Here is a 15,068-nt window from a genome sequence, read left to right as displayed (position 1 = left end):
CCACTGTTCGTCCATTTCCGCGCAGACGATGACGTCACTGCCCGGCTGTATGCGCGAGGTTACCGACTGCGGCCTGAGTTTTTTAAATGGCGGAAAATCGTGTTGAGGCCAACGCCCATAATGCGGGCGGTTGCCCGGCATCCAACGCCATTCATGGCCATATCAATGATTTTCTGGTGCGTACCGGGTTGAGAAGCGGTGTAAGTGAACTGCAGTTGCCATGTTTTACGGCAGTGAGAGCAGAGATAGCGCTGATGTCCGGCAGTGCTTTTGCCGTTACGCACCACCCCGTCAGTAGCTGAACAGGAGGGACAGCTGATAGAAACAGAAGCCACTGGAGCACCTCAAAAACACCATCATACACTAAATCAGTAAGTTGGCAGCATCACCGCAAGCCTGAACTGAATGTGCAGGAAAATCTCTAACCTCCCCATTACCCATATCCATGCGAATATCAGCATCCTTGTTATCAATAACCATCTGGCATTTATCAACGCGATTTTGATGCCAGGATTTCAGGTCGATAATCATCGAAATTAATTGTTGTTCGGTCATAAAATATTCCTTTTGCTGAATTCGGCGCGAACGAATCCCTGACGCAAGCGCCGTTTTCAATTCGAAGTTTTATTTAAAAGTATTTAAAGCTTGGCTAAATCCAGCGAAATTTGCTGATAGTTACCATCCGCCTGACGCTCATAAATGCGCAAATACTGACTGGTGCCGGAAACCTGAATTGCATCAGCAACAGCATCCATCGCCTCATTCCATTTCGGATCATTGATATCGAGCTGACGGAGGCCCAGAACCTGGTTGATGTCGATACGACCTTGCTTGTTAACTCGGAAAGCATGATCAACCAGGGCCATAATGCGTTCATCCGCACCGCCAGACCATTCGCTGATGCAGGTATCAATCAGCGCTTTGGCCGCCTGGATACGTTCATCAAATACGCGATGTTCACCGACTGCACGAATGAGCTTGTAACGGCCATCAAAACTGACCAGAGTCACATTGCCTTTTGTGCCGCCGTACTCCACGCCATACTCAGATGCCGAAAGGTCTGTGAAGTCGGCGATTTTCTGCATCGACTCCAGTTTGAACGCAGCCAGCGCCTGACGTTGCTGACGTGCTGCCGCGACGATCATCATTACAACTTCATCACGCAGTTTATCCACTGGCTTAACCTGGGATTCAGGGATCAAATGTCCCTGGGCGTTAGTGCGGTAACCCGCTGGTACAGTATTTGAATTATTCATCTATTCGCCTTAATGAGTAGTATTTGATTCTGTATTCCCGGAACGCGCGTTCCATTCATTCACATAATGGAAATTTGCGGCCTTAATAATTCGTGGTGCCATTTGCTTAATAATCTCGGCTATGCGGTCAGAAGCAGAAGGATGCTCATGATTGACTCCTTCAATCACAGCATTAACATCGACAAGTTCCTTAACTTGACCACTATCGGTGAACACATCCTTAGTGGTTACTGTGAAAATAACTTTTGCCATTTTGACTCCTCAGCGCCAGATAATCCGGCAACCATTGAAACTGGTTACCCACACGGAGCGGGAACCTGAATTGTTACGTTCAACAATACGCACAGCGCTGTTGAGCAGGTCAACCGGAGGGCATGACACCTCCAGAACGGGACGTGAACGGGTCTGGCGAAACTCCGTAACCAGACAGCCTTTTTTGTTCAACAACGCCTCAGTGGCCATCGCTTGCTGAATATGAGAAGAGATCAGTTCACTAATCACGGCGTTATTCCTCCACAATTTCAGCATGCCCCAGTTCAAGCATTGCTGAATGAATATGGCCAGAGTTAACCGGCTCGCTTTTACCGCTGGCGTAAATATGGGCCAGCGGCAGAATGTGGGAGAGAGAGCGCAGAGCACCGGGGCGCTTTGCAATCGCACGTAATAGCTTGCGTTCGTCGCGACCTTCAACCTTCCATGCGTCGCAGAACGCATCAACATCAGCGGCCAGCACGTTGTTAATGACAATTTTCTTTGCCACGCGAGAGAACAGACGAGCAAAGTCTACGGTGCGACTACCACCGGTCAGGCGGTCATAGACTTTATGGTTACCGATAAACGCCAGCCCGATGCCGCATTCCTCCTGGAGGATGCGCAGCTCTTCGATGGCGTCATAGTTCAGCCAGTCAGCTTCATCAATGATGACTAAGGCATTAGTGTCACGCAGCCGGCGTCGCAGCAGGCGGGATAATGCGCCGCGCTGATAAGGCGCATCTGAAATGCCCATATCCAGCGCCAGTTCGTACATGGTTTCCAGCTCGTTCGTGCGGGATTTACTGGCGGTAAGACGCCAGACGTTATTACCGGTACGCGCGTATTGTTTCAGCGCTTCCGTTTTACCTACACCAGGATGGCCATAAATCAGCGCAATGGTGTGAGTCAGCTGCGCATACGTTAGCGCCGCAGTGATTTTTTCAGAGGTCGGCGTCACGACATAGTCAGGGATTTCGGGCAACGCACTCTGGGCCGTTTTACGGGATTCAAGCCACGTGCTGATTGATGCCGCCACGGCATCATTATCGCCCTTGTATTTACCGTTAATAAATTGAGAAAGGGCAGACGAAGACACCCCGGTTTCACGCGACAGAGCAGCACCAGAAATGGTTTTGTCATCAATCAGACCTTTTACGGTATTACGGATTACATCATGGTTAATTTGCGTCATCGTTTTTAATCCTGTATTTTTCCATTGTTAATACGTTTTTAAACACTTCTCAAAAGCGGCGGCTCAAACGTCGCTTTTTTATTTCTTCGATTTACTGACACTTTTCATCAGCGTCTGGAAAATCACATCGTTCTCGTGCTGATGCTCCTGGACTTCCTGAACTTTTTTCAGTGCATTACCCTGGGCAAAGACACGTTCAACAACATGCCGCTGCGGTGGTTCTGGCGGCGCGACTTTTGGCAGCAGATCGTTCACCTCGATTGCTGTCATGCGGCGCTGAGCTTTGGCTGCGCGTTTGGTATGGGTCATCATCTGCTTACGCTGGCGGCTATGTTCGCGGCCTGTTTCGGTATCGCCGAACGCAACAGCTGAGCGGCACTCAGCCATGCAGAGGAAGCGGCCATCAAGGTCATAACACGCCACCTCGCTGTGAAGATCGCGAGGGTCGAAACGCACGGTAATCTTGCGCTGGCGGATATTGGCCAGAACCGGATTCCAGTAACTGTTTTTACGCCCGAACAGAGAGCCGCCACACTGGAGGAAGAATTCTCCGGTGGTTTTCACCGTTACGGCTTCCGCTGGAAGCATGAGCTGGCGGATTTGTTCATCGCTGAGGCGAGTGACAATGGCGTTACTGAAACTACGCTCAAATGCCTGGTCAAATGACAGCTCGCCCTGGCACATTTCGGTTTCACGACCAAGACGGGCGTTGTACATGGCGATCCCCTCATTGACTGCAGAAAGAAACGTCTCAACATCAACGACCCGGTCACCGTAATTATCAGGTTTATTCTGCGTATTTGGCCCGGTATATGCGCCAGCCAGTGAAGGATGCTTATCGATATAATCCCCCAGGCCACCAATACCGAACGCACGTTCAACTGGTTTAGCCTGACCCCATCCCTTACCACCTATCACGCTGGTCCAGTGAACCTGAATCCCCAGCATTGGCAGAATCCCCATCGGGTCATCTGGTTTAACCTTGAAGCGATAGCGATTAGGAACACCACCAGAGAGCCATTTATTCGCTGCTGCACGGGTGTTATCGATGGTGACGTGTTCAGGTTTGCCGAACTCGGAGATAGCATCCATCAATGACAGACGGATGCTGTCGCTGTTTTCAGAGACATCAGTACGCCAGCCAATAACTTTACGACTGTGAACGTCCTGCCAGACCCATGTTTTTGGGCGAAGAACTTCGCCGTTATACCAGCGAACGAAGACGTTATGCTGGTAACCATCACCGTTGATCCATTCCATTGCATGCAGCTGCGCGACAGTACGCTGTTGACTTGGGAACATACGCGCCAGCGCGTTATCACCCTTGCGGGTGGCCACAATGACCCGAGCATCAATTTCACGGTCTACACGACGACGCAGGGTGCGCTCAGATGGGATTTCCCAGCCATATTCCCTCGCTGCAATCTGGAGCAGTTCATACGACTTTGTGAAGCAAGGCTCTTCCGGACGGAGATAATCGCCAAGGAAGAACTGCCAGGCATCCTCACTGATTGGCGCTTCACGGTTGGTTTTGCACTTCTCACGCAGCCGACGATCAAGCAAAACAGGTGCCCAGACATCACGGCTACGGTTCTGCACCCTGTAATACAGGTTACGCAGTGAACCTTCGCTCATATGCAGTTTTATTGCTGCCGTTCTCAGAGCCAGACGCAGCGTTAAACCTGAATCAACCAGTTCAGCGACAAGAGAAACCGCATTAGTACGCTGCTCAGCACGTTGGCGCTGTTCGTTGGTGGCACTTTCCCAGTGTTTCCACAGCTGCTGACGTTCAAAACTGGTGGCTGAGTCAGCGTTAACCTGCGTACGTTCTGGCAGGGAGATGACACCAGAGGATGTTTCTACCAGGCCTTTTGAAGTCAGCAATTCAGCACGTACTTCAGGAGGAAGCACGGAGATGTGGTATTCAAAAGCTTTACCGCCAGCGCGTTTACGGACTTTATCCTCAGCACCAGCCGAATAACGCGATAACGCTTCACGAATCCCTTTTACGGTTTTAGGTAAACCAGGTACACCGACCAATTCCTTAGCAACGACAAACATAGTTAAACCGCCTTATTCATGTAGCTATGAACGCTGTATCGGCTCGGCCAGATGGTTTCAGGGGGAACGCCGAGAGCATCAGCAACAATTTGCTGATACGGGCGGCATGGAGTGCGCAAAACACTCTTTAAAGAGTCTTTTTTATAGCCAGCCTGAACCGATAAAGAACGGAAAGATAAACCACGCTTGTGGATTTCCGCCTTAATCGTCTCAGGGTGCCAATCAGTCAGATCTTCATTTCGGTTCATGATTCATCTATCCTAAAAAGTTATCCGCGCGGATAACTGCGCGGGTATCTGTCTGGATAAATCATAAGACACCGAATTGAACCTTTTCAAGGTGTTTTTTCGGGTTCTTTGGGTTTAATTTTAATGTTTAGGAATTTCAATATGTTAGACAAGAAAGAATTAGAAGAGACAAAAGAAACCGCTGGTGCTTTTGGGGTAACTCGAAAAGAACGCATTATGGAGAGAATTTTTAAGCTAGCTGAACGCTATCCTTCACGTAATGCTGCAGCCCGGGCCTGGAGGATGAACGAGAATACACTGAAGAACTACTATCGCCGCCAAAAGAATCAGTCTATCCCTAGAGAATCCCTATTGAGGCAAATCGCTGAGGCTGAAGGTGTCAGTTTTAAATGGTTGATGACTGGTGACAATGAACCCGAAAATAACACCACAAAAACACCATCGGTTTCACAACTATCTTTTGATGCGAGTGATGACCAGCTACTTAACATGCTCTCGTTCTTAACGGCTCAGGAGCGCCAGCAGCTGACAGAGATACTCGCAAGGAAGGGCGTTGAAACGATTTTATGTTTACTTAATGACATTAACCTTCAGCTCATGAGGTTAGATGCAGCAGATAAAATCAAAGCATTGGAGATGATTACTGGCAAAAAAGGGCCATCTGAGACTGGTGAGCATGTAGCCCAGCCAGACCTTTTGAGTGGTAGCAAAAAGGCCGGTTAAGATATCCATCTGGACAACTTAACCGGCCAACGGTCTGTTACAAGTTGACACGAATCAAACTGTGATTCAACTCGATCAAAGCAGTACTAAACGATTACAAAAAAAGCTTCAGAACGATTTAGAACACGCTATTTAAACGCAATGTAAAAGTATTAAATGCAGTGGAACGCCGTTACAAGTTTATCTGTCAGAAGCATACAAACACCCGGTGGTGATCTAATTTTAACGCTGACCCCATCGCCACTGCCCACGAGCTAGCAGATTGCCGCCAAGCCTTAATCTGCCTGACTTTATCCCATCTGATCCCGCTTTCTTTCACTTGTTCCCGGATTCGTTCCGATGTTCACTACATAACTGTCACCTTACACTGTGGAAGGTCACCACCAGGTTATACTGCTTGCCGCCACGCAATGGATAGTGCACCAGGTGGCAGTGCGGTCCGGCCCACAGCACCGGCGCGTTAATGCGCAAATCTTCCGGCATATCATCGCAATCAATCACCGCGCGATAGACCACGTGCCCGGTCACGCGTGGCGCATCGCCAATCAGAGACTGACGCACAACCGACTTCACACCGTCACAGCCCACCAAAATATCCGCTGTCCAGCTGTTACCGTGCTCATCAAAGACCGTCACATCATCTTCTGTCTGGCGAATATCAACCACGTTAGTTGAAGTGCGATACTCAACGTTGGGATGAACCAGTGCCGCTTCCCAGACAGAAGCATGAATATCAACCCGATGGATAACCGCATAAGGACCGCCAAAGTGATCGCGGAACGCCTGCCCGGTTTCAATGCGTACAACCTCTTTCGCGTTTACCGCATCCATCATGGTGATGTGATCGGTAAAAACGGCGCGCTTGCGAGCGACGTCACCCACACCAAGGCTATCCAGAGCAGAAAACGCGTTCGGCCCGAGCTGAATGCCCGCACCAATCTCACCAATCTCGTGCGCTTTCTCCAGCAACATCACTTTAATGCCTTGACGGGCCAGCGACAGCGCGGTCGCCGCGCCGCCAATCCCGCCACCCACGATAATTGCGCGTGTCACTTTAGCCATTGTCGTTCTCCTTATCAGGCTGGAATTTTGTCTTGTTGATTCTCGGGCGCGGCGGCGATAAACGCCGGAAGCTGGGTACAGGCATCATATACCGCCTTACAGCGCGGATACCCGCTCAGATCACAGCCCATACGTAACGCGTTCGCCCACTGCGGGATCAGACAGCAATCCGCCAGCGTCGGCGCATCCCCCACGCAGAACGTCCCCGACTGACTCTGGCGCAGCATCTGTTCAACCGCGCTTAACCCTTGCTGGATCCAGTGCGCATACCAGCGTTTTTTATCCTCTTCACTGACCTTTAGCTCTTCGCTCAGGTAGCGCAGTACCCGCATGTTATTCACGGGATGGATATCACAAGCGATGGCATAAACAATTTCCAGCACCCGGCTGCGCGCCGGGAAGTCGGCTGGCAGCAGCGGCGACTGCGGAAAGTGACCATCCAGCCAGTCGGTTATCGCCAGCGACTGCCCGAGTGATTCTCCCTCATCAGTGACCAGCGTCGGTACAAGCCCTACCGGGTTCATCCGCCGGTAGGCCAGCTCGTTCTGCTGACCGATGCGAATGTTGACACCCACCGTCTGGTAATCAAGCCCCTTCAGCGCCAGCGCAATGCGTACGCGATATGACGCGGAGCTGTTAAAGAAACTGTACAGCTTCATCATCCACCTCAGACAATCTTCACAGCGATGGGGGTTAAACCGTCTACATTGCCGGTGATCACATCTCCTTTCACCACTGCGCCCACGCCCTCTGGCGTGCCTGTGTAGATCAAATCACCCGGCTGTAGTTCGAAAAAGCCGGACAGATAGCTAATCGTTTCATTAACGGACCAGATGAGGTGGCGAATATCGCTACGCTGATGATCGTCGCCGTTGACCTGCAACCAGATAGGCGCGTTGTTAACATCCGCACTTTCGCTGGCTTTATGCAGTGGCGCGATGGGGGCTGAGAGATCAAATGCTTTGCCGATTTCCCACGGACGCCCCATCTGGCGCATCTCCATCTGCCTGTCGCGGCGGGTCATATCCAGACCAGTGGCATAGCCCCAGATATATTCGTGCGCTTTTTCCAGCGGTATATCGCTGCCCTTTTTACCGATCGCCACCACCAGCTCTATCTCATAGTGATAGTTATCGGTCTGCGACGGGTATGGCAGCTCGAGGGTTTGACCGGCCGCCACCGGAACCACCGCATCGGCAGGTTTACAGAAGAAGAACGGCGGTTCGCGATCCGGATCAAAACCCATTTCACGCGCATGAGCGGCATAGTTGCGGCCCACGCAGTAAACGCGACGCACGGGAAACTGTTCATTACTGCCAACGACCGGAACGGTAACAGGCGCTTGTGGTTCGAATACGTATTGCGTCATTTTCTCTCTCCCAAATTAATAACGTGCTTCACGGAACAACCCCAGCGCTTCCTGAACCGGTCTGTCCGAAAAACTAAATAAGACGGCATCTTCGTGGGCCTGGAATGACACGCCGTGCCAGGTTGGCACCACGAAGATATCTTTTGGCGAAAAATTGAAGATCTCGGTGCCGATGGTGACCTGCCCGCTTCCTTCCACCACGTGATAGATAGTGCTGTCGGTGGTACGCGCCATCCGCGAGGAAAAGCCCTTCGGCAACAGTTGTAAAAAGGTCCCCATTGAAGGCATGGGATAACCACCGGTTACCGGGTTGACGTAACGCATCTTGTAACCGTCCCACTCATCGGCGTCGCCCATGCGGGTCAGGTCATGCAGCGCTTCACGGCTGCGATCGTAGCGATAGTTGAAAATTGGCGATGAGTTACCCTTCTGATGACGCAGCGGCAGCATATTGGCCGCGTAGCGTGGTAAGTAATCCCCTTCCTTGCGCGTGACTGGTTGCTGATCCTCCGGGTAATCTTCCGCAAAGCCGCAACCCAGCAGATTCACCAGTGGCAGATCCAGACCGTCCAGCCACACCACCGGTTCACTGCCTGGGTTGCCGTGGTCGTGCCAGCGCCACTGTGGCGTCAGAATAAAATCGCCTTCATGCATTTGGGTGCGCTCGCCATCCACCGCGGTAAATGCCCCTTTCCCTTCGACAATAAAGCGCAGCGCAGACTGATTATGCCGGTGACTCGGCGCAACCTCGCCCGGCATGATTAACTGCAATCCGGCGTACAGCGTTGGGGTGATTGAAGACTGTCCGCGCAGCATGGGGTTTTCCAGCACCAGTACGCGACGAATCGCCTCTTTCGCGCCAATCAGATCGCCGCTTTCCAGCAGCAACGGGCGGATCTCCTGATAGTTCCAGTACGCAGGAGCACAATGTGCGTTCGGCGTTGGCGGTACCAGGCGGTGCAGAGACTCCCACAGAGGGGTCAGATTCTGCCCGGAAATATGCTGGTAAAACTGCTGACGGCTGTTCTTAACATCCTGATTAAGTTCTGACATAGAGATTCTCCTTATTTGTTCACGATGCCTACGCGTGACAACGCGTCAGGGACAGAGGCCGACTGGCGGATAACAACCGTCAGCAGCATAAGCATCACCGCGCTGATGGCCGCCGGAACGGCAATAATGAAAAACAGGTTATCGAATGAGAAATTCATCGCCATCATCACGCCGCCGGAGAGCGAGCCGACAATCGCGCCGCAGCGGCCAATCGCATTAGACCAGCTGACGCCCGTGGCCCGGCTCTGCGTCGGATAAAGCGTGGCGGTTAAAGCATTCAGGCCCACCTGCGAACCGCTGATGCCGATGCCGGTGCCAAAAATGGCCAGCGCCATCAGCCACAGGCCGTTCTCGCTCAGGCCAATCATGACAATACACACCGCACCCAACGCATAGCTCACTGCCAGCACGCGAAAAGGATTGTATTTATCCATCAGCACTCCCAGCACCAGCGCACCGAGCGTACCGCCAATCTGAAAGGCGGCGGTCACCCATGAGGCATGCTGCAGGTCAATTCCGCGATGGTTAAGCAGCGTTGGCATCCAGCTGGAGAGCAGATAAATAATCAGCAGGCTCATAAAGAACACCACCCATAACATCAGGGTAATGGGCAACTGTTGCCCGACGAACAGCTGGCGAATGCTGCCTTTGGCAATCGCGGCGCCCTCGTTGAGATAAAATTGGGTATTGTCATAACGTTCCCGGGTGATGGCGCTGACGGTTCTGGCAATCACGTTTTGCGGCAACTGACGACGAACCTGCCAGCGCGGGGATTCCGGCAGCGCAAACAGCAGAGCCACAAACAGCATCAGCGGTAGCACGCCTCCCAGCACCAGGATGCCGTGCCAGCCAATAACCGGCACCAGCTGTGCGCTGACAATCCCACCCATCGCCGAGCCCAGGGTAAAACCGCAGAACATCATGGTGACCAGTGCGCCACGCCGACGCGCTGGCAGGTATTCTGAGGTCATAGTGATAGTATTTGGCATCGCGCCGCCCAGGCCTAACCCGGTAAGGAAGCGCAAAAAAACCAGCGTTTGCAGATCGGGGGAAAAAGCCGAAATCAGGCTCAGTGCGCCGAACAGCGCCACGCAGAGTTCAATCACCCGTTTGCGGCCAAAACGATCCGATAGCGGACCGCAGAGCAGTGCGCCAGCGGTCAGACCCAGCAGGCCTGCGCCAAACAGCGGCGCCAGATCTCCGGCCGTCAGTTGCCAGTGGGTGCGAATGTCGGGCGCGATAAAACCAATAGCTGCGGTATCAAAACCGTCGAGCATGACGACCAAAAAACAGCAAATGATAACGCGCCACTGGGTCTTACCGACGGGGGCGGAATCGATCAGTGCTTGTAGATCACGTTGTTGAGTCATAGTGAATGCCTCAGTGCAGGTAGAGTAGATGTCTGTTTTGTTTTAGGTATGTTGCGACTTTGTATGTTTGGAGATGAAATGTACAATGGCTTTTCATGCAGAGGCATAACCTGGAGGTTATAGCAAATGGCTAACTGGGCGCAGAAACTTAAGTTACACCACCTGCAAACGCTTATTGCGCTGGGCGAACAGGGGAATTTGACTCACGTCGCCCGAATGATGAATATCACCCAGCCAGCGTTGTCAAAATGGTTATCACAGCTCGAAGATGAGATGGGTATCACACTCTTTGAACGTCATAGCAAAGGCTTACGCCCTTCAGAAGGCGGCAAGCTGCTACTGCAGCATGCCCAACGCCTGATCAATGATATGGAACGTTCACAGTATGAAATCGCCCGTTTTAAGCAGGGAGGCCTGGTAGGGAGTCTGAAGATTGGCTGCTCGCCGGTGGCGACGGACTGCGTTTCACAGGCGATACTGGGTTTGCTCACAGAGCTGCCGACCTTGCATCTTAATATTGAAGAGAAGGTGATGACCCCGCTGCTGCACGATCTGCTCGCGGGTTCGGTGGATGTGGTGGTCGGACGCGTCGGTGGCCGGGCGCTTCAGTTGCCGCTCAATTACCAGGTGCTGTATACCGAGCCGGTCTGTTTCGTCGCGCGCCCCGACCATCCGCTGGCAAAATATCCCCTGCTCACCTGGCATGATCTGGCTAACTGGCGCTGGATTGTCTGGCCGACGGGAACGCCCATCCGGATAAGCATTGACAACGCGCTGGTAGATAACGGCGTCATGCTACCGGAAAACATCATTGAATCGGCATCGATAAACGTCAGCACCAACCTGCTGCAAAGTAGCGACATGATCTCTATTCTTTCTCTACGCCTGGCGCAGCGTTATGCCGCCCAGGGACAGCTGGCTATTCTGAATCTGCCGAAGATTGAACAAAAAGGCAGCGTAGGCGTGTTCTGGCGCAACAATGAAACGCCCACGACCGCCCTGAATCGTTTTCTGTATTACCTGGCACAGGTTTAACGTGAACAGTTAGGGCCATCGCCCGATGTTCCAGATATCTATTTCTTCTATGCTTAGAATTCATGATGTGATCGGTAGCACGTTTTGAAGTTTAATTGTATGATGAATCAGTCTCGTCAAGGGTTTCAACTATGAGCAAAGCACTGAACATTATCTGGCAATATTTGCGCGCATTCGTCCTGATTTATGCCTGCCTCTATGCAGGTATTTTTCTTGCATCGCTACTCCCCATCACCATTCCGGGCAGCATTATCGGCATGCTGATTCTGTTTGTCTTACTGGCTTTGCAGGTGTTACCAGCAAAATGGGTTAACCCCGGCTGCTATGTGCTGATTCGCTATATGGCCCTGTTGTTTGTCCCGATTGGCGTGGGGATCATGCAGTACTTTGATCTGCTCCGTGCGCAATTTGGTCCGGTGGTGGTGTCCTGTACCATCAGTACGCTGGTCGTTTTCCTGGTGGTGAGCTGGAGTTCTCACATTGTGCACGGTGAGCGCAAAATCGTTGGGCAAAAAGGGTCTAAAGAATGATGTCGTATATCTGGTGGTCGTTACCCCTTACGCTGGCGGTATTTTTTGGCGCACGTAAGCTGGCTGCACGATTTAAAATGCCGCTATTGAACCCGCTACTGGTCGCCATGGTGGTGATCATTCCCATTCTGATGCTGACCGGAATTCCCTACGATCACTATTTCAAAGGCAGTGAGGTGCTGAACGATTTACTCCAACCTGCCGTGGTCGCGCTGGCCTATCCGTTATACGAACAGCTGCACCAGATTCGCGCTCGCTGGAAATCAATTATTGCCATCTGCTTTGCGGGGAGCGTTGTGGCGATGGTTACAGGTACAACAATCGCCTTGTTGATGGGCGCATCGCCGCAAATTGCTGCGTCAATCATGCCGAAATCGGTAACCACGCCTATCGCTATGGCAGTGGGAGGCAGTATTGGTGGTATTCCGGCCATCAGCGCCGTGTGCGTCATTTTTGTTGGTATCCTCGGGGCTGTGTTTGGTCATACTTTGCTCAATGCGATGCGTATTCGCACCAAAGCCGCACGTGGACTGGCCATGGGTACCGCGTCGCACGCCCTGGGTACCGCACGCTGTGCAGAGCTGGACTATCAGGAAGGCGCGTTTAGCTCTCTGGCGCTGGTTATTTGCGGCATTATCACCTCGTTGGTCGCCCCATTCCTGTTCCCGATTATTCTGGCCCTGGTCGGTTAACCTTCAATTTTTGGCTAATTATTTGCGATGCGTTGCACATTTTTAATTTAAGTTTCATAAGTTGCATACACAATGAGATTTGGATCACATATAAAGCCGTAACAGGCCCGTAAACTACGATTCCATTACATTGTTATGAGGCATCGCCATGCATCCACGTTTTCAAACTGCTTTTGCCCAACTCGCGGATAACTTGCAATCAGCCCTGGCGCCTGTTCTGGCGGATGCGCATTTCCCCGCCATGCTGACTGCTGAGCAGGTCTCTTTGCTGAAACGCGAATCGGGACTGGACGAAGACGCGCTGGCATTCGCTCTATTGCCGCTGGCTGCGGCCTGCGCGCGTACTCCGCTGTCCAACTTCAACGTTGGGGCAATTTCTCGCGGTATCAGCGGCACCTGGTACTTCGGTGGCAACATGGAGTTCCTGGGGGCGACCATGCAGCAAACCGTTCATGCCGAGCAAAGCGCCATCAGCCATGCCTGGCTGCGCGGTGAAAAAGGGCTCGCCGCCATCACCGTCAACTACACGCCGTGCGGCCACTGTCGCCAGTTTATGAACGAACTGAACAGTGGACTGGATTTACGTATTCATCTGCCGGGACGTGCGCCACACGTGCTGCGCGATTACCTGCCAGACGCCTTCGGACCGAAAGATCTGGAGATTAAAACGCTGCTGATGGACGATCAGGATCACGGCTTCGCGCTGCAGGGCGATGCGTTGACCCAAGCGGCTATCACCGCCGCCAACAGATGTCATATGCCGTACAGCAACTCCCCAAGCGGCGTGGCGCTGGAATGTAAAGATGGTCGAATTTTTAGCGGTAGCTATGCGGAAAATGCCGCCTTCAACCCGACCCTGCCGCCGCTGCAAGGCGCGTTAAACCTGTTGAACCTTAACGGTTATGACTACCCGGATATCCAGCGTGCTGTGCTGGCTGAAAAAGCCGATGCGCCGTTGATTCAGTGGGATGCGACCTCCGCTACCCTGAAAGCGCTGGGCTGCAATAATATTGAGCGCGTGCTGCTCGGTTAATTGCCTGGCGCTACGCTTATCTGGCCTGCAATCGCTCCAGGTTGTCGGCCAGATTTGCTGTTGCTACCATCCAACAGGGCCGTTTTGCTGAAAATCCCCTCAATCAGATTGCTGTTTCTTGCGCTACGTCTTCCGGTACAGTAGCCTGATTGAAATTCCATCCAAATAACGAGTTTTCTGCATGTTAAAGCGCGTGTTTTACAGCCTGTTAGTCCTGGTAGGCTTGCTGCTTTTGACTGTGCTTGGGCTCGACAGGTGGATGAGCTGGAAGACCGCTCCCTACATCTACGACGAATTGCAGGATTTACCCTACCGCCAGGTCGGTGTGGTCCTGGGCACGGCGAAATACTATCGCACCGGCGTCATCAACCAGTATTACCGCTACCGCATTCAGGGCGCATTGAACGCCTATAACAGTGGAAAGGTAAACTATCTGCTGCTGAGCGGCGACAACGCACAACAAAGCTACAACGAACCCATGACGATGCGTAAGGATCTGATTGCCGCAGGTGTCGATCCCGCTGACATCGTGCTTGATTACGCCGGGTTCCGGACGCTCGATTCGATTGTACGAACCCGCAAGGTGTTCGATACCAACGATTTCATCATTATTACTCAGCGATTCCACTGTGAGCGCGCCTTGTTTATTGCGCTGCATATGGGCATCCAGGCCCAGTGCTATGCGGTGCCCTCACCAAAAGATATGCTCACCGTGCGGGTACGTGAATTTGGCGCCCGCTTTGGCGCACTGGCCGATCTCTATATTTTCAAACGTGAACCCCGCTTTTTAGGCCCGCTGGTGCCCATCCCTACCATGCATCAGGTACCGGACGATGCACAGGGATATCCGGCGGTCACGCCTGAACAACTACTCGAATTACAAAAGAAACAAGGAAAATAAGCATGGATGTACAAACCCTTTTCGTCGTGTTGGCCTTTCTGCTCATTCCCGTATTTTGTTTTCGCGAAGCATGGAAAGGCTGGCGCTCTGGGGCCGTAGATAAAATTAAAAAGAATGCGCGCGAACCGGTTTACGCTTATCGCAATCAAGAGCCCCTGCAATTTTGGTCTTATGTGCTGGTTTATGCCGGGTGCGGATGTTTATCCTTCGGGATGGTTATTTACTTAGTCTTTTATCGCTAAAGAATTTTCCTTTATATTAGCATTTGAGAATAGCTAATATTTTGATAAT

At 52.1% G+C, this 15,068-nt stretch carries 19 protein-coding genes and 2 pseudogenes; 7 read left to right on the top strand and 14 right to left on the bottom strand.

Translation table 11 applies throughout. The annotated features are described in order from the left end of the window. From OGV38_RS06420 to OGV38_RS06385, 8 genes and pseudogenes are all read right to left on the bottom strand, one after another. Positions 1–335, bottom strand: a pseudogene (locus tag OGV38_RS06420) (IS1-like element IS1B family transposase); the annotation flags it as partial. Between the two features lie 28 nt (positions 336–363). Beyond that, the gene (locus OGV38_RS06415) at positions 364–555 is read right to left on the bottom strand and encodes a hypothetical protein (RefSeq protein ID WP_286473065.1); all 192 of its coding nucleotides are present in this window, start codon (positions 553–555) and stop codon (positions 364–366) included. 83 nt (positions 556–638) lie between these two features. Next, a complete protein-coding gene (locus OGV38_RS06410; protein WP_023293659.1) occupies positions 639–1,256 on the bottom strand; it encodes a DUF3164 family protein in 618 nt (205 codons plus the stop codon). 9 nt (positions 1,257–1,265) lie between these two features. Next, positions 1,266–1,508, bottom strand: a complete 243-nt coding sequence (locus OGV38_RS06405) for a hypothetical protein (RefSeq protein WP_023293660.1) — start codon at positions 1,506–1,508, stop codon at positions 1,266–1,268. 9 nt (positions 1,509–1,517) lie between these two features. Then, complete coding sequence (locus OGV38_RS06400) at positions 1,518–1,757, bottom strand: Kil protein family (RefSeq protein ID WP_023293661.1); 240 nt, start codon at positions 1,755–1,757, stop codon at positions 1,518–1,520. Positions 1,758–1,761: 4 nt separating this feature from the next. Beyond that, complete coding sequence (locus tag OGV38_RS06395; RefSeq protein ID WP_222665320.1) at positions 1,762–2,700, bottom strand: AAA family ATPase; 939 nt, start codon at positions 2,698–2,700, stop codon at positions 1,762–1,764. A 78-nt stretch (positions 2,701–2,778) separates the two neighbouring features. Then, positions 2,779–4,761 carry a transposase domain-containing protein gene (locus OGV38_RS06390; protein ID WP_023293663.1) on the bottom strand — a complete coding sequence of 661 codons (1,983 nt, stop codon included), beginning with the start codon at positions 4,759–4,761 and terminating at the stop codon, positions 2,779–2,781. A 2-nt stretch (positions 4,762–4,763) separates the two neighbouring features. Beyond that, complete coding sequence (locus tag OGV38_RS06385) at positions 4,764–5,009, bottom strand: helix-turn-helix domain-containing protein (RefSeq protein ID WP_023293664.1); 246 nt, start codon at positions 5,007–5,009, stop codon at positions 4,764–4,766. A 141-nt stretch (positions 5,010–5,150) separates the two neighbouring features. Here OGV38_RS06385 and OGV38_RS06380 point away from each other — a divergent pair, with 141 nt between their 5' ends. After that, positions 5,151–5,732, top strand: a complete 582-nt coding sequence (locus tag OGV38_RS06380; protein ID WP_023293665.1) for a hypothetical protein — start codon at positions 5,151–5,153, stop codon at positions 5,730–5,732. Between the two features lie 366 nt (positions 5,733–6,098). Here the strand turns inward: OGV38_RS06380 and OGV38_RS06375 are convergent. The 5 genes and pseudogenes from OGV38_RS06375 to mhbT all read right to left on the bottom strand — a co-directional run. Continuing rightward, a pseudogene (locus tag OGV38_RS06375) lies at positions 6,099–6,794 on the bottom strand (FAD-dependent oxidoreductase); the annotation flags it as partial. 14 nt (positions 6,795–6,808) lie between these two features. Further along, positions 6,809–7,453: a maleylacetoacetate isomerase gene (gene maiA / locus OGV38_RS06370; RefSeq protein WP_075849054.1), complete on the bottom strand. Its 645-nt coding sequence runs from the start codon at positions 7,451–7,453 to the stop codon at positions 6,809–6,811. 8 nt (positions 7,454–7,461) lie between these two features. Next, positions 7,462–8,163, bottom strand: a complete 702-nt coding sequence (locus OGV38_RS06365) for a fumarylacetoacetate hydrolase family protein (protein ID WP_016153707.1) — start codon at positions 8,161–8,163, stop codon at positions 7,462–7,464. A 15-nt stretch (positions 8,164–8,178) separates the two neighbouring features. Then, on the bottom strand, positions 8,179–9,216 hold the full coding sequence (gene gtdA, locus OGV38_RS06360; protein WP_019077221.1) for a gentisate 1,2-dioxygenase: 1,038 nt from the start codon (positions 9,214–9,216) through the stop codon (positions 8,179–8,181). A gap of 11 nt (positions 9,217–9,227) precedes the next feature. Continuing rightward, a complete protein-coding gene (gene mhbT, locus OGV38_RS06355; protein WP_016153709.1) occupies positions 9,228–10,586 on the bottom strand; it encodes a 3-hydroxybenzoate transporter MhbT in 1,359 nt (452 codons plus the stop codon). A gap of 126 nt (positions 10,587–10,712) precedes the next feature. Here mhbT and OGV38_RS06350 point away from each other — a divergent pair, with 126 nt between their 5' ends. The 4 genes from OGV38_RS06350 to cdd all read left to right on the top strand — a co-directional run bounded on the left by OGV38_RS06350 (position 10,713) and on the right by cdd (position 13,876). After that, a complete protein-coding gene (locus OGV38_RS06350) occupies positions 10,713–11,621 on the top strand; it encodes a LysR substrate-binding domain-containing protein (RefSeq protein WP_016153710.1) in 909 nt (302 codons plus the stop codon). Positions 11,622–11,752: 131 nt separating this feature from the next. Next, the gene (locus tag OGV38_RS06345) at positions 11,753–12,151 is read left to right on the top strand and encodes a CidA/LrgA family protein (RefSeq protein WP_016153711.1); all 399 of its coding nucleotides are present in this window, start codon (positions 11,753–11,755) and stop codon (positions 12,149–12,151) included. Then, positions 12,148–12,843 carry a CidB/LrgB family autolysis modulator gene (locus OGV38_RS06340; protein ID WP_016153712.1) on the top strand — a complete coding sequence of 232 codons (696 nt, stop codon included), beginning with the start codon at positions 12,148–12,150 and terminating at the stop codon, positions 12,841–12,843. Before OGV38_RS06345 ends, OGV38_RS06340 begins: the two co-directional genes overlap by 4 nt. Positions 12,844–12,991: 148 nt before the next feature. After that, positions 12,992–13,876, top strand: a complete 885-nt coding sequence (gene cdd / locus OGV38_RS06335; protein ID WP_016153713.1) for a cytidine deaminase — start codon at positions 12,992–12,994, stop codon at positions 13,874–13,876. Here cdd and OGV38_RS06330 read toward each other — a convergent pair. After that, positions 13,873–14,037, bottom strand: coding sequence for a hypothetical protein (locus OGV38_RS06330; protein ID WP_181627211.1), 165 nt, complete (start codon positions 14,035–14,037; stop codon positions 13,873–13,875). The genes cdd and OGV38_RS06330 overlap by 4 nt on opposite strands. A 20-nt stretch (positions 14,038–14,057) precedes the next feature. Between OGV38_RS06330 and sanA the strand changes: the two genes are divergently transcribed. Together sanA and OGV38_RS06320 are read left to right on the top strand one after the other, a co-directional pair. Then, the gene (gene sanA, locus OGV38_RS06325; protein WP_016153714.1) at positions 14,058–14,777 is read left to right on the top strand and encodes an outer membrane permeability protein SanA; all 720 of its coding nucleotides are present in this window, start codon (positions 14,058–14,060) and stop codon (positions 14,775–14,777) included. Positions 14,778–14,779: 2 nt separating this feature from the next. Next, positions 14,780–15,019: a DUF2542 family protein gene (locus tag OGV38_RS06320; protein ID WP_016153715.1), complete on the top strand. Its 240-nt coding sequence runs from the start codon at positions 14,780–14,782 to the stop codon at positions 15,017–15,019. The last annotated feature ends 49 nt before the right edge of the window (positions 15,020–15,068 follow it).

Source organism: Citrobacter sp. Cb080, assembly GCF_030334745.1.
In the GTDB taxonomy this organism is placed as follows: domain Bacteria; phylum Pseudomonadota; class Gammaproteobacteria; order Enterobacterales; family Enterobacteriaceae; genus Citrobacter; species Citrobacter braakii.
Note: the sequence above shows the minus strand (reverse complement) of the source record. Positions and strands in the feature narration are given on the sequence as shown.